This is a genomic window from Streptomyces sp. NPDC016845 (genome assembly GCF_044332585.1).
In the GTDB taxonomy this organism is placed as follows: domain Bacteria; phylum Actinomycetota; class Actinomycetes; order Streptomycetales; family Streptomycetaceae; genus Streptomyces.
In genome coordinates, this window is sequence record NZ_JBIRPI010000004.1 from 197358 (window position 1) to 211714 (window position 14357).

10 protein-coding genes are annotated in these 14357 nt (G+C 72.5%); all 10 read right to left on the reverse strand.

The window, feature by feature from the left end; all coding sequences use genetic code 11:
* Nucleotides 1–55: 55 nt before the first annotated feature.
* Genes ACH4RC_RS13975 through ACH4RC_RS14020 form a run of 10 tightly spaced genes read right to left on the reverse strand, consistent with a single transcriptional unit; the run spans nucleotide 56 to nucleotide 14345 of the window.
* Nucleotides 56–1192 carry a hypothetical protein gene (locus ACH4RC_RS13975; RefSeq protein WP_398199584.1) on the reverse strand — a complete coding sequence of 379 codons (1137 nt, stop codon included), beginning with the start codon at nucleotides 1190–1192 and terminating at the stop codon, nucleotides 56–58.
* The gene (locus tag ACH4RC_RS13980; protein WP_398199587.1) at nucleotides 1185–1586 is read right to left on the reverse strand and encodes a LysM domain-containing protein; all 402 of its coding nucleotides are present in this window, start codon (nucleotides 1584–1586) and stop codon (nucleotides 1185–1187) included. The genes ACH4RC_RS13975 and ACH4RC_RS13980 overlap by 8 nt, the downstream gene beginning before the upstream one ends.
* Nucleotides 1586–2236 (reverse strand): hypothetical protein, encoded by a 651-nt coding sequence (locus ACH4RC_RS13985; protein ID WP_398199590.1) that lies wholly within the window; start codon nucleotides 2234–2236, stop codon nucleotides 1586–1588. Before ACH4RC_RS13985 ends, ACH4RC_RS13980 begins: the two co-directional genes overlap by 1 nt.
* Entirely contained in the window at nucleotides 2233–2847 is a 615-nt protein-coding gene (locus ACH4RC_RS13990) for a hypothetical protein (RefSeq protein WP_398199593.1), read from the reverse strand. Before ACH4RC_RS13990 ends, ACH4RC_RS13985 begins: the two co-directional genes overlap by 4 nt.
* A complete protein-coding gene (locus ACH4RC_RS13995) occupies nucleotides 2847–9095 on the reverse strand; it encodes a DUF4157 domain-containing protein (protein WP_398199596.1) in 6249 nt (2082 codons plus the stop codon). The genes ACH4RC_RS13990 and ACH4RC_RS13995 overlap by 1 nt, the downstream gene beginning before the upstream one ends.
* Nucleotides 9092–9442, reverse strand: coding sequence for a hypothetical protein (locus ACH4RC_RS14000; protein ID WP_398199599.1), 351 nt, complete (start codon nucleotides 9440–9442; stop codon nucleotides 9092–9094). Before ACH4RC_RS14000 ends, ACH4RC_RS13995 begins: the two co-directional genes overlap by 4 nt.
* A 35-nt stretch (nucleotides 9443–9477) precedes the next feature.
* Nucleotides 9478–11481, reverse strand: a complete 2004-nt coding sequence (locus ACH4RC_RS14005) for an ATP-binding protein (protein ID WP_398199601.1) — start codon at nucleotides 11479–11481, stop codon at nucleotides 9478–9480.
* 23 nt (nucleotides 11482–11504) lie between these two features.
* The gene (locus ACH4RC_RS14010) at nucleotides 11505–12782 is read right to left on the reverse strand and encodes a DUF4255 domain-containing protein (protein WP_398199604.1); all 1278 of its coding nucleotides are present in this window, start codon (nucleotides 12780–12782) and stop codon (nucleotides 11505–11507) included.
* Entirely contained in the window at nucleotides 12779–13564 is a 786-nt protein-coding gene (locus tag ACH4RC_RS14015) for a hypothetical protein (protein WP_398199606.1), read from the reverse strand. The genes ACH4RC_RS14010 and ACH4RC_RS14015 overlap by 4 nt, the downstream gene beginning before the upstream one ends.
* Complete coding sequence (locus ACH4RC_RS14020; protein WP_398199609.1) at nucleotides 13557–14345, reverse strand: hypothetical protein; 789 nt, start codon at nucleotides 14343–14345, stop codon at nucleotides 13557–13559. The genes ACH4RC_RS14015 and ACH4RC_RS14020 overlap by 8 nt, the downstream gene beginning before the upstream one ends.
* Between the last annotated feature and the right edge of the window lie 12 nt (nucleotides 14346–14357).

The following is a 14357-nucleotide window of genomic DNA, read 5'->3' on the forward strand; positions in this document are numbered from 1 at the left end:
TCCTGGACGGTCGTACGGGTCGGGCGGGCGGATCGGGCGGTGGTGCGGGGCCGGGTCAGGGGACGACGACGGGTGTGAGCGGGATGAGTCCCTCGCGGGCGAGGGTGAAGTTCTGGGTGTAGGCGCCGCGTTGCAGGTTGTGGGTGACGCTCTTGACGAAGTACAGGCCGTCGTAGGTGATCCCCGCTCCGCGCACGCCGACGAGTTCGCGGGGTCTGAGCACATGGCCGTAGCGGACGACGTCGAGCTGGCCCGAGCCGGTGACGGCGTCGGCCGACTCGGCGGCCTTGGCGAGGGTCTCCGCGAGCGCCTGCCCCGCGTCCTTCTTGGCGGTGTCGGCGATGACCCTCTTCTTCAGCGCGGGCGCCGGCTTGAGCGCCAACGGCGGTCGCAGCACGCTCACTTCGGGGACGGGCAGGATGGCGGAGACCCGGGTGGCCGGGATCTGCACGCGGGCCTGTGGCTCCTCGCGGGCGGTGCCGTCGAAGGCGAAGGTGAGCTGGTCGACGTTGGAGAGCGCGTCCATGTTGACGTTGAGCGCGTGCTGCGGGACGCCGAGCCGCACCTCAGGACCCCAGTAGGCGCGGCTCATGCCGGGCAGCGGTCCGGGGTCGAGGTAGAAGACGTAGCCGTTGGCCTTGGCTAGGTCGGTGACGTAACCCAGGTCGGTGCCCTTCTGGAAGTCGATGCGCTGAGTGGGCAGCGGGGTCTGCGGCACCAGTTCCGGGACGACGAGCGGGGCGATCCCGTACTGCGCGTACTGGGAGATGATCGCGGCGACGCGGGCGGCGGGCCCCATCGCGGGGTACGGCACCGCCGCCCGCTCCTCCAGGTCCATCAGTACGGTCAGGTCCTCGCCGGTGACGGTGAGGGTGGACTGGCCGGGCTGGTTGCTGACCCCGACCTCCTGGCGGATCAGCACCCCGTCCATCAGGACGGTCACGGCGCCCTGGACGGTCGCGGCGAGGACGACCCTGATCTTGGGGTCGAAGAATCCGGCGGGCAGCAGGGTGGTGTTGATGAGCCCGTTCTTCGAGAGGTCGAAGGAGAGCTGGAAGCCGCTGCGCTGTCCCGAGGCCACGGTGACCTGCGCGGAGAGCAGCGCGTCGGTGACGGGCGCGGGGACGGGGACCGGGATCTGCGGCCCCATGAGGAGAGTGAGCCGGATGGGTCCGGTGCTGACGTCAACCATGGAGGCCCCCGTCCCCGGCCGCCCCGGGCACGCCGGGGGGCAGGGCGATCCGGATGCGCCGGCCGGGGGTTCCGGTCAGCTCGGCGGGGTCGAGGGCCGGGTTGGCGTCGGCGATCTGCCACCACTGGTCGGCGCTGCCGAGGTAGCGGTGCGCGAGGAGGTCGAGCCGGTCGCCGGTGCTGACGGTGTGCTCGGCGAGGGTGCCGAGAGTGGCGGGGTCGGGCAGCAACCGGCGCCGCAGGTACGGGAGTTCGCGTCCGTCGGGCTCGGTGTGCACGGCGACGGGGGTGTTGTAGTAGCGGCTGGTGCGGGGGTACGTGGTGGTGGCGACGGGTATGGCGGCCGACGGGTCGCGGGGTTCGCCGTTCGCTGTGCCGGTCATCGGAACACTCATCAGAACGCTCCTCCGTTTCCGAGTCCCAGGGCGGTGGTGCGCCCCGGTGCCGCGCGTCCGGCCAGTCGCTCCTTCTGCGCGAGGTGCGCGAGGTACAGCTCGGCGCCGCGGTGTCCGGTCGGCAGGTCGTTGACGTTGAGCACCCGAAGTCCGATGCCGACGGTCGCGCGTAAGGGATTCAGCTCCACGTCGAACGCCTCCTCGGTGACGGTGAGTTCGGTCAGGCGTACGGGCAGGACCCGTTTGCTGCCCCAGGTGAACAAGGTCAGCGGGCTCTCGATCGGCGTGATCTCGAGCGTGCCGAGGGCGGCGAGGGCCTGGTTCTGCCGGACCTGCGTGCTCGGCGGGTGCACCAGCATCTCCAGGGCGGCCAGCTCCGGCTGGATACCGTCGGGGGCGGCGACCTCCAACTGGTCGGTCGCGTCGATCTCCGCGGTGAACTTCCAGGACTCGACCGCGGGCCCCTTGATCCGCAAAGCCTCGGTCCGGTCCCCGGCCCCTTCGGCCCCGGCGCCCTGCGGAGCGAGCGACCGCTCCAGGGAGTCGGGGTTGAACTGCAGGACGATGACGCGCTGGGGGGTGCCGCGCAGCGGGTCGATGAGGACGAGGCCGGAGCGGACGGGTTTGGGCAGGTCGGCGTAGCGGGTCACCGGTCCTCCCGGTCCAGCTCATCGAAGTCGGTGAGTGTCTCCCGGGCCAGTTCACGCAGCTCCGGATCCGCGTCCGCGCGCGCGACGGACCGCAGAAGATCACGGAACTCGGGCCATTCGGTGAGGGAGACGGCCCACAACGCCCCGTGCCGCACTTGGGGCTCGGCATCGGCCGCGCATCCGGAGATGCGCTCGAAGAAGACGTCGTCACGGGCGAGCGGGGCCCCGAGTCCCGCCCTCGCCACCGCGACGGCCCGCCGCTCGGCCGTGGAGGCGGTGTCGAGCTCCGCGATCAGGTCCGCGAAGTCGTACACCTGCGGGTGCACCTCGAAGCCGGCAGCGGCGCTGTGCACCGAGGGCGCGCCCAGCGTGCTGGTGAGGACGACGTAGGACGCGCCCAGCGCCTCCTCCTCGTAGTACGACGCCCGCAGGCCGGGCAGCAGCTCCCACTTGACCAGCCGGGGAATTCCCTGTTGCGGGTCGGCCGGACGCTGCGCGATCTTCTGCCATGCGTTGCCCGAGAGCAGCGCGTCGACCACTCGGAGTGCGTCGAACTCCCGGAAGACATAACGCCGGGACCGGTAGCCGCCCGCCCCTTTCACAGCCCTCACTACATCAGCCCCTTGCTCGGAACCCACCACGTGAATTCGGTCTGAAGGCGGCTGATTATACGCCGGTAGAGCAGCTGCCTGGTCTTGTCCGCATTACCTCGGGAATCGAGGTCGATCGCACCCATGGAATTGAACCAGCTCCTGATCAAAGCGATTTCACGGTTGGCCAGAGCGAGTGCGTCCTGCTGCTTCTGCAGCCTCTGCAACGACCTGTACTGCGGGGTGTTCCGGGCACCCAGCTTCCGCCGGGCGCCGGCCATCTTGTTCTTCGCGTCCTGCAATCCGGCCGGATCACCGGCTGCCTCGGCCTTCTTCACGGCAGCTTGGGCGGCAGCCACTGCCTTCTCGCTGCGCCGCACCAGTTCCACTTGGCGCTGCCACTGCGGCAGGTCCCTGAGATTCCCGTTCAGCAGTTCGTCCGGTACGCCGCCGGCCCGCAGCTTGGCGACTCTTCTATCGATCGCGTTGTCGAGAGCGTCCGGCTTCTTGTTGAGGAATTTCTTCAGTTCCGTGGCTCCGCCTGCCGACCCTTCGGGAGTCATGGTCTGTTTATGGAAGGCACGTATGAAACGCTTGGCCTGGCCCCCCGCCGTGGGCTCCTGTCCCGCTCTTTCGTAGAAGTCCGAGTGCAGGATGGAGAAGACGGCCGTACCGGGGTTTCGGCGCGGCTCGATGTCATGTGCCAGGGTGCCGAGCAGGGCGACTTCTCCGGGGTCCGCGCCGAAGTCGACGGCGCGGGACCGCTGGAACGCGGCGAGCGCTCTCGACACCTCGCCGAACTGCCTGGACCCGAAGATCCGCTTCTCGGAGTCGCTGTACCGTCCGCGCTCCTCCCTGGCTATCTCACCGGTGTTCATCTTCTGCGCCCACAGCATGGCGGCGTTTCTCGGATACGGGCTCATCAGGGTGACGGTGACCTGCCCTCCACCAGCCCCTTGATAGTTCACCACCGACGGCTGATATCCCTTGCTGAACCGGGCCGAGCGGCGTTGCGCCGATGCCAGCACGGGCTCGTCCTCGGCGACGGGGAGTTCGTTCTCGTCGACGGGCGTGGGCCCCGCTGTCTTGTTCTGGGTCTCGGCCTGCTTCCTGATGTCCTGCTCGACGTCTCTGATGAACCTCAGAACCTCCTCGGGCGCCAGCTCCGCCCCGTTGATGACGAGCTTCTCGGGGTTGAGCGAGGCGACGTCCGCGAAGGCGGCCCTGCCCCTGACGTCGAGGCCGGTGAGCCGGTACCAGAGACGCAGGGCCCGCAGCACCGCGGCATGGACGCGATGCCCGGCTCCCTTGGCCAGCAGCCGCTGCACCCGGGGGCGCAGCCGTGCCACGATCAGCGCCAGGCGCCGCTCCTTGGACTGGGGCGAGTTCTCCCGCTTGCGCCGCTCGTCCCGCTGCTGCTTGCGCCTGTTCCATCGCTCCTTCAGCCGGTCCCGCTGCCTCCTGACGGCGTCCCTGACCTTGCGCGCGCTGTTCGTCAGGGCGCGGCCGACCCTGCTGTTCCTCAGTTTTCGGCCCAGGCGGCGCGTTGCCTCGCGGACTCGCCTCAAGGCGTTCTTCGCCGCGTTCCGAGCGGAGTCGAGGGCGCGGCCCGCCGCGGAGGCGGGACGTTTGGCGGCCGGGCGGCGGGGCTGACCGGTGCGGCGGGAGTCCGGGGTGCGGCGCGACGCCGGCGTGCGGCGTGGGCCGGCCGTCGGGCGCGGGGTGCGGCGGCGCGGGGTGGTGAAGGACTGGCGGGCCCGGCGGAGGGCGTCGCGGGCCCGGTTCACCGCCGCGCCCGCTGCCGCGCGCGGCCCCTTCGTCGCCTTCTTCAGGCCCGCCATGATCTTCTGGGCCATCGCCTTGAGCCGGCCGCCGACCCCCTTGGCCGCCATCTTCAGGCGGGTGAGAAGGAAGTTGGTGATGAACTCCAGGAGGGCGACCACGCCCGCCGCCACGGCCTCGGCGAACAGACACGCCGCCGGGCCCGCCTTCACCGCCTTGAGGTAGGTGAAGAACTTGCCGAACGCCGCGATGATCTTGCTGATCGTCCCCCAGGCCGCCATCAGGCCCTGGACGATCGTCAGGATCGCCCCCGCCGCAGGGATGATCATCGAGATGACCTTCTCGACGACGATCGAGATGATGATCATCGGCAGGGACTGCACCAGCGCCTGCCACGCCATCCGGCCGATCTGTGCCATCGAGACACAGCCCTTGACCAGGACGTCGAGGACCATCCGCCCGAGCCCGAGCACGGACTCGACCTTCTCGTTGAACCACTGCTTGACCGCGACCTTGACGGCGCCCCAGAGGTGGTTCTGGACGCCCTCCTTCGCCGAACCGCCCAGCTTCTGCAGCCAGCCGCCCGGGTCCGGCGCGATGTCCGCGACCAGCGCCGCGAACTGCCCGAGCGCCGCGATCGCCTTCTGCGCGAAGTCGATCGCCGCGACGACCGCGTCCCGCACCATGTTGACGGCGGCCTTGAGCCCCGCCTCCAACAGGTTGAGCAGCTTGTTGAGCCCGGCCGCGAGCAGGTCGAGGAGCTTGTTGACCGCCGCCTTGAGCTTGTCCGCCCACTCGTTGACCTCGGCGATCGCCTTGTCACGCCATTGCTGGATCTTCTTGCGGAACTTGTCCCGCAACTCGGGGAACGCCGCGAGCAGTACGTCACCGATCGCGATCAGCGCGTCCGCCAGCTTCTTGATCAGCTCGACGGCGAACTTCCTGGCCTGGTCGATGGCCCAGTTCGCGAACTCACGGAACTTGTCGATGATCCCGTTGATGATCCCGCGGAAGAAGTCGAAGATTCCGGTGATCACGCTGAGCAGCGCGTCGAACGCCGCCTTCACCTTGGACTTGACCCAGCCCCACCAGCTGTCGGACTCCTCCTCCTTGTTCTTCTTCTCCTCGCGGGCCTTCTCCTCGGCCTCCTGCCGCTTGTCCTGGATCTGCTTGTTGTCCTCGTCCTGGCGCTTGCCGACGTCCTTGTCGGTGTCGGTGCGCTTGGTGTCGATCTCCTTGTTCTTGCCGGTGTGCTCCGCGGTGGCGTCGGTGTCCGCCTGTTCGGTCCGCTGGTCCTGCTCGGAGCGCCACTGGACGCGCTCCGCCTTGACCAGCCGGGCCCCCTCGCCGCGTTCGCCGCTCTGCGCCTCGGCGTTCTCGGCGACGGCCTTGTCCTGCTCCTCCTGGCTCCGCTCGCGTGCCTCGGCCTCGCCCTGCTGCCGGCTCGTCTCCTCGGTGGTCATCCGGCCCTGCGCCTGACCCACCGACGCCTGCACCTGCGGGCCCCGCTCCTGCTGGGCGACGATCGCGACACCGGACTCGGCACCGCCCCCGGCCGGGCCCGTCCGGCCGCGGCGACGACCGCCGGTGCCGCTCCCGCCGGGCACGTTCCCGGTCAGCGTCTCCGCGGGGACGTCCGGGTAGATCTGGTCCTCGCCCATCGGCTTGGCGGTGTCCTCGCGGCCGACCGCGAGGATGCGGCCCGAGGTCTCGCGCAGGTTGTCGGCCTGCTTGTCGGTCCGCTTCGGGTCGCTCTCGCCGGAGAGCTCCACCTTGGGCGCCTCGACCCTGGCGTTCAGGGCGGGGTCGGTCGTCGGAACCTCACCGACCGCGTTGTGCATGTTCCGTACGTCGTCGGCGGTGACCTTGTTCGCGGCGTCGTCCGCCACGTTCGGACGGCTGACGTCGGCGGCCGGGTTCTGTCCCTTCGCCTTCTCGCCCTCCGCCTTCTGCTGCTCCTTGCCGCCCTCGGCGCCCTCGCGCTCCACCCGTTCCCGGACCTGTTCGGCCGGCGCGGCCTCCTGCGGCGTACCGGAGAGGGTCCGCGGGGCGCCCGAGGGCCGTTGCGCGGACGGGGCGTCCGCTTCGAGCGCGGCATGCCGCTCCCCCACCGAACGGTCCACGGCGCCGTCCACACCGTCCAGCGTCGAACGCATCTGATCGGGCGGCAGTGTCCCGGCCGTGGCGAGCGCGCTCTGCGGATCCTGGCCCGAGACGTCCGGCGGGGCGGGCTTCTCCTCCTGCTTGGTCTCGCCGCCGCCCTGGCCGCCCGCGCAGCCGCCCCCGCCGCCCTCGGCCTTCTCGCCCTCGGTGGTCGGCTGCTGCTGCCCGGCGCAGCCGCCACCACCTGGCTCCAACGAGGCGTCGGGCTGCGGGGGTTGGGCCCCGGGGGCGTCCAGGGACGCGGGCGGGCCGCCCGGCCGGTCCGCGTCGACTCCGGGCTCCTGCGGCCCCGGCCCGCCCGGCCCCGCACCCCTGTTGGAAGCGGTGGTGCGGTCTCCGGCCGGGGACCGCCTCGTACCTTCTCCGCGCTCGTCGTCCCTTCCGGGCCCGCTGTCCTGGCGGTCCGTGGCGGCAACGGGCTCCGCCGGTCCCGGCTCGGGGCCGGCCTCGTGCTCGACGGGCCCCTGCGGTTGCAGGTCCCGGGCGGTCCGGCCGTCCGCCTCCGCTTCGGTCGTCCGTACGGGTGCCGGGTCCGCCGCCGGTTCCGGGGTGTCGGGCGTACGGGGAGCGCCCTGCGCATCCGGCCGCGCGGCGGACGGTTCGGGGCGCGGAGTCCGGGGTTGCGGCGCCGCCTCCTCCGCCTCGTCCTGTGTCTCGTCCCGTGCCTCGTCCTCCCGTTCCTCCTCGACCTGTTCCGCCTTGGTCGGCGGCGGTTCGGGGAAGCCCGGCGCCTCCTGGGGAGCGGGCGGCGACCCGCTCGTCGGAAGCTGGAGACGGTCGGCCGTGGGGACCGCGGACACGTCCGGATCGGTGCCGGGCAGGAAGTCCTCCGGCTTGAGTTCCGGCTGCGCGGGCTCGGGGGCGGCCTCCTCGTCATCCTTCAGCGGCTCGACCTCGTCACCCGCCCCCGGTTCGAGGGCGAGCGGCTGTTCCTCCTCGTGGGGCTCGGCCTTGTCGTCGTCGAGGAGGCCGTGCCGTTTGAGAGGGCTGTCCTCGGCCTCGGCAAGCCGGTCCACCTGCTCCGGCCGCGCGGGGCCCGGTTCCGCGTCGCGACGCCGGTCGGGTTCCTTCGGCCGTGCGCCCTGCGCGGGCTGCTGTTGCGGGTCGGCGAGCAAAGACCCTGCGGTCGCGGTGGCTGGACCGGTGGCGGGGGCCGGAGCCCCGGCGGGTCCTGCCCCGCCGGCGCCGGTCGCGCCCTGCGCGCCGTCGGCCGCCTTTCCCTGGCGACCCTTCCGTGCGTCCCGGCCGGGCTTCTCCCGCTCGTCGGCGCCCTTCTCCTCCCCGGGCTTCTCTTCCTCGGGCTTCTCCTTGCCGGGCTTCTCTTCTCCGGGCTCCTCCTTGCCGGGCTCCTCCTTGCCGTCCTCCTTGCCTGGCTCCTTCTTGCCGTCCTCCTTCTGGCCGTCTCCCTTGCCGGGCTCTTCCTTCCCGTCCTCCCCCTTGCCCGGCTCCCCCTTCTCGCCCCCGGCCGGAAGACGTTCGGGTTCCGGCAGCCGTCCCGGCTCCTCCATGGCGTCGGCGGGGCCCGCGACCGGCTCCGGGGCCCGCCCCGTGTCCGTAGCGGCAAGACCGTGCTCGCTCTCCTCGACGAGCGCGAGCACCCGGTGATAGTCGCCGGACGGCAACCGGCGCTCCAGACGGTCCACGACCGCCTCGCGCAACTCGTCGGCGAAGCTGGACAGTTGCAGTCTCACGCGGCCCGCGGCGTCGGCCGGGTCACCGCGCAGTGAGCGCAGGATGCCGGCCGTGAGCCGGTCGACGAGCGTGGCGGGGTCCAGTTGCTCCGTACGGAACCGGTCGGCCCTGACCGTCGCGTAGCGCAGCCAGCCGGGGGTGGCGTCATGGGTCACCTCGGGGTGCGGTTCGTCCGAGCGGGCGCCGCGCTCCGCCTCCCGTTCGGCGGCGTCCCGGGGCGAACTCACCGCTCCGAGGTCCCTGCCCGCCCGCAGGGCGCCCGGCTGGTGCGGGGACTGCACGGTGTGCAGGAGTTCGTGGGCGAGGAGGCGGCGGCCGTCCTCCGTGCCGGGACGGAACATGCCTGGCGCGAAGAAGATCTCCTGCCCGACCGTCACCGCGTCGGCGCCCACCAGTTCGGCCAGTGCGGCGGAGTCGCGGTCGGTGTGAACGCGGACCTGGCCGAAGTCGTGGCCGAGCCGCGCTTCGAGCTCCCGGCGCACCCCCGCGTCCAGCGGATGGCCCGCCGCTGTGATGATCTCCTTCGGCTCAGGGACACGGCTGCGTGCCCTGCGCGTACGGGACTTGGCCTGGCGGCGCTGTCCGGCGTCGTGCGCGGCGGAGCCCTCGGCGTACGTACGGTTGCCGCTCATGGGCGCCCCGGCTCCGGGCGCCCACCGCGCCCCGTCGTGAGTCCGGCGTGCACCGAGCGGGCTAGCGCGGCGCCCAGCCGCGTCGAGGAGACCGTGTGCGGCAGTGGGGGCAGCCCGGACACCACGTCGAGGGCGAGCGCGGCATCCTCGGTGTGGCCGACGGCGTCGGCGAGAGGCAGACCGTGCTCCCGGACGAGTCTTGACAGCTCGCGCCGGAACGCCTCCGCCATCCGGTCCCGGTCGACGTGGCCGAAGCCGTCGAGGACCAGCTCGCCGATCTCCACGTCGATGCGCCCCGCGCGCGCGTTCGTCGGGCTCACCGCGTTCGTCGGGCTCATCGGGCTCATCGGGCTCATCGGATTCGTCGGGCTCATCGGGTCCGTCAGATCCATCCGCTGACCTCCGACGGCGTCAGGGAGCGCTCCAGCTTCAGGTACTCGGTGCGCGTCGCGGCCAGCATGTGCCGCATCTGCAGGGGGCAGCCCTCGTCGGCGGCGAGGAACGCCCCGGCAAGCGCGATGTTGCGGATGGAGCCGCCGGTGACGGTGAGCTGGGCGAGCCGGTCGACGTCGATCCCCTTGCGCGGGGTGCGTTCGGGGATGACGCGGCGCCAGATCTCGGCGCGTTCGGGCACCGCGGGGAACGGGAAGTCGACCACGAAGCGGATACGGCGCAGGAAGGCCGTGTCCAGCGCCTTCTTCATGTTCGTCGTGAGCACGGCGAGGCCCCGGTAGGCCTCCATCCGCATCAGCAGGTAGCTGACCTCGAGGTTTGCGTAGCGGTCGTGGCTGTCCTTGATCTCGCTGCGTTTGCCGAACAGCGCGTCGGCCTCGTCGAACAGCAGGAGCGCGCCGCCCCGTTCGGCCGCGTCGAAGACCCGGCGCAGGTTCTTCTCGGTCTCGCCGATGTACTTGCTGACGACCTGGGAGAGGTCGATGACGAACAGGTCGACGGCGAGTTCGTTCGCGATCACCTCGGCGGCGAGCGTCTTGCCCGTCCCGGAGCCGCCCGCGAACAGGGCGGTCACGCCGAGTCCGCGCCGCAGCAGCGACTCGAAGCCCCACTCCTGGTAGACGGTGGCGCGTTGCCGTACGTGGGCGACGACCTCCCGCAAGGTCTCGCGCTGCCGCTCGGCCAGGACCAGGTCCGTCCAGTCGGCGCGGGGTTCGATCCGGCGGCCGAGTTCGTCGAGGGCGATACGGGCCTCGGTGAGTCCGGCCAGCCACGCCAGCCGGGCGGCGGAGCCCTCGCCGGTGCCGGCGTCGGCGGCGGACTCCCCGGGGTTCTCGACGGTCCGCCGTACGGAGATCCCGGCGCCGCGGATGACGTGGGCGGGCAGCGAGAACTGGGCGACCAGATCACGCAGGTCCCGTTCGCCCAGGTCCGCCACTCCGTCGAGCGCGTCGGACCAGAGTCGTAACTGCTCCTCCGGGCCCAGGGGTTCGACGGTGACGCGGTCACGGCCGTCCGCCGCCGCGTCCGCGGGCCGCGGTTCGGTGCTGGAGATCGCGAGCGGTACGGCCAGTTCCGCGAAGAACGCCTCGGCGGTGGCGGTCGTACGCTCCGCGCCGCCCGCGCGCTCGCCGCCGCTCTCCACGAGGAGCCCGGCCGGGAGCAGGATGGCCTCGCGCTGCCAGAGCCGGGCGAGCCGGTCCCGTTCCGCGGGTTCGGTGGGCAGGTCCTCGGCGGCCGCCGCGTAGAGGGCGAGCCCGCAGTCGTGGGCGGCGCGTGCCGCGACCTCCCGGCGTGTCACCCGGTCGGCGCCGACCAGCTCGACATGCGGGAGCCCGTCGAAAGCGGCCCGCGACCAGGTCAGGGCAACCGACTCGGCGGCCCTGCGATGCGCGGCGGGCAGCTGCACGCGCCCGTCCTCGTCCGGCACCGGGACGCGTCGGCCGAGCAACCCGTGCAGCCGGGTGTCCAGGTAGGGGACGCCGACGAGGAAGTGCAGGATGCGTTCGTCGATCCGTAGGCGCGCGGTGGTGAGCGAGGCGTCGTCGGCCGGTTCGACCAGCTGCCAGCGGCGCAGGGGGCTGACCGGGGCGAGGGCGCTCCAGTGCGGGACGTCGAGCGCGGCGAGCGCCAGGGAGAAGGTCGGATAGGGGCGGGCGGGATCGCCGCAGGCCGCCGCGCAGCGAGCCGCGGTGGTGGTGTCGACCTCGGCGGCCGCGGCGAGCACGAGGACGTCGCGTTCGAACGGGGTGAGGGCGAAGCAGGAGCACAGGGTGTCGAGCGCGCTCGGGGTGTCCGCCGCAGCGTCCGCCGAACGCGCGGGAACGTCCGGGCGGCCGCCCGACGCGTGCGCGTCGAGGCGTGCCAGTACGGCCGTCACCGCGGCGGACAGCGCGCGGTGGTCCGCGTCGTGTGTGTCGCCCCGTGCCCCCATGGTCGTTCCTCCTCCCCCGTCCGTCAGTCCGCTGTCGTGAGGTCCACCACGGGACCGGTGAACGTTCCCTGCGCGGACTGCTCCAGCGCGCTCGGCACACCGTCGACCTGCACGCGGACCAGGTACGCGGCCGGACGTACTCCCTTGATCCGTACCTGGACCGCGCGGGGGTCGGGCCGGTCGTCCGGCGGAAACGGCGCCTGGAACCGGTAGCTGTGGCCGGTCCGGTCCGCCGGCGGCGTCATCTCGTCGAGGAGGAGCAGGACCCGCTGGTCGTCGCGGACCGGCATGTCGAGGGCGAGCGCGAGCCGGGCGGCGACCACTCCGTCGTCGTCGGTCCGTTCCGTCACGTCGACGGGTGCGGTGAGGCCCGGCCTGCGGGCGAAGGTCCGTACGTTGGACTCGATGCCGTGGTGCGGGGTCGCCGGGTCGCCGAGGTCGAGGCCGTGCAGGAGCTGAAGCGGGTGGACGCCGGGCTCCAGGTCGGCCGGGACGCTCAGGACCACCCGGTCCGCGCGGACCCGGTCGGCGGGGACGGGTGTGTCGTGGCGGCCGAAGCGGGCGGTCACCTGGTCGGCGCGCAGCCCGGTTCCGGTGACGACCAGTTCATGGCCGCCGGGCACGGGCCCCTCCGCGGGCGGGGTCCGCTCCTCCGAGCCCGCCGGGCGGGACAGCACCTGGTCGATGAGGGGGCCGCGGGAGGGGACGGCGCGCACCGTGCGGCGCAGGACCGGCTTTCCGGCGGCGGGGTCCCGGCTGCTCTCGACGAAGACGGCCGCGGCCTGGTAGACGACGGAGAGCGCGTAGGGCGTCTGGAACATCGTCGACCACAGTTTGGACATGTCGTCCACGTCCATCTGCGTCGGCGTGAACCGGACCCGCTGCGGCGACGCGGCCAGGTCGGTGCCGGTCAGATGCGGCAGCGAGGCGGCCTCTTGGATCAACTCCCTGGGCAGGACCGGGGTCTCGTGCAGTTGGCGTACGACGCAGCCGAGCAGACGCTGGGCGACGAGTTCCTGGTCCTCTCCGTAGAAGCTGATGAGGTAGTGCAGGTCGAGCGCGGCGGCGGGCTTCGTGAGCAGCGTGCCGTCCGGGCCGCGGGTGGGTGCGTCGAGGTTGCGCAGCGCCGGGTCGGGGGTGACCTGGTAGAGGAAGACGGTGATGGTGGGGGCGGCCGGGGGCTCGGTCAGCGGCTTGCGGGGTTCGATCTGGACGGCGAACTCGATGTCGGGGGTCAGCGACTCGCCGACGAGCAGGCACAGGGCCCTGGTCACCGTCGCCACGGCCAGGAAGTTGCTCAACGCCCCTCCCCCGCGCGCCCGTTCGGCGTCCCGTCCGACCGGGACAGATAGGTGTCGAGGCTCATGACGGGCGTGGGCCGCGAGGACGGGCCGTGTCCGGTCTCGCGGTCACGGCCGGGGTCGCGAGGGGCCCGCCCCGCGGCTCTGACCTCCAGACGGCCGATGGTGACGTGCACGGTCCGCTGCGGGGGCGGGCCGCCGCGGCTCTCCTGCGCGGACCGTCGCGCGGTACGGCCACCGCCCGCGACGGTCGGTGCGGCGGGGCGGGCCTGCGTGGTGGCGGGTCGGGCCTTCGCCACCACCGGGCGGGAATCCGTCGTCCTGTCCTCATCGCGATCGCGGGGCAGCTCGCGCCCCGCGTCCGTCCGGCGGCTCGCGACCGGTCCGCGCAGGCGGGCGGGTTCCGGCCCGGCGGGGCGTACGGGTGCTGCGGGTGGCAGAGGCGGCGGCACGAGAAGCGCCCGCGCGGAAGGCGGGGTGCCCCGGGTGTGCGGCGGGCGTGCGCGGACCGGCGTCTCGGTCGCCGGACGAGACGATGACCGTACGGGCGTCGGGTCCTGCGGCCGGTGTCGCTCCGGCGTGGCGGGGCCGGCCGGGGCCTGCGGACGCAGCCCCTCGGCGGTGTCGTCGTCGGAGGGGAAGGGCGCTCGGGACCCCAGCGACTCGATGCGTTCAAACGGTCCGGGCAGGCGTGGGCGCACCCGCACCACGTCCGGCGTGCCGCCGGTCGTGCGCGGCTGCGGGGCGCCGCGTGCGAGGAGCCGGTCGAAGTAGTCAGCCATCAGCGCACAGCTCCAGGTAGTAGCGGCGCCGCAGCGGGCTGAGCGCCAGGATCTCCGGCTCGCTCCAGCCGTACGCGGTGGCGAGCAGATGGACGTCGAGGAGGGTGTCGCGGGCCCAGGCGTCCAGTTCGGTCCACAGGTAGGAGGAGATGTCCAGCTCGGCCCTTGTGGCGCGGCCGCAGTCGGGGCAGGCGACGTTGAGCAGTACGTCGGCGCCGGGGTCGGCCTGTGCGGCGGCCTCGGCCACGCGGTGCCGCACTTTTTCGGGCAGCAGTGCGGGCAGGTCGCCGACCGCGACCGGCGCTCCGTCCCGTTCGGCGGCGAGGGCGCAGCGGGTGATCAGGAGGGAGCGGGCGTGGTCCGGGTCGTCGGGGCCGGCGGCCTCCACCTCGTGGAGATCACCGGCCGTGGGCAGGCGGAAGGTGACGCTCCAGCCGTCCTCCTCCACCCGCAGCCGTCCTTCCCGGTTCCTCGGGACTGTCGGGCTGCTGCGGCCGGCCGAATTCGCGGCCGGTCCGGTCAGGGTGGCGGGGTCGAAGTCGAACTCCATCTCCTCCCCGCACTCCCCGCACTCGACGCGTACCGCGAGGCGGTCGCCGAAGAGGGCCCTGCGCAGGGCGAACAGGTCGGCGTCGCGCTGCCCCACCGGCACCGAGAGCAGTTCCTCGGTACCCGCCCCGGGCCGTGCGACGCCGTGCAGCAGCAGGGCCCGGCCGCCGTGCCCGGCCGCGAGGCCCTCCTCCCACGCGGCGAGAAGGGCCGCTGGTCCCGTGCGCTCCATGCCGGCTGCCCC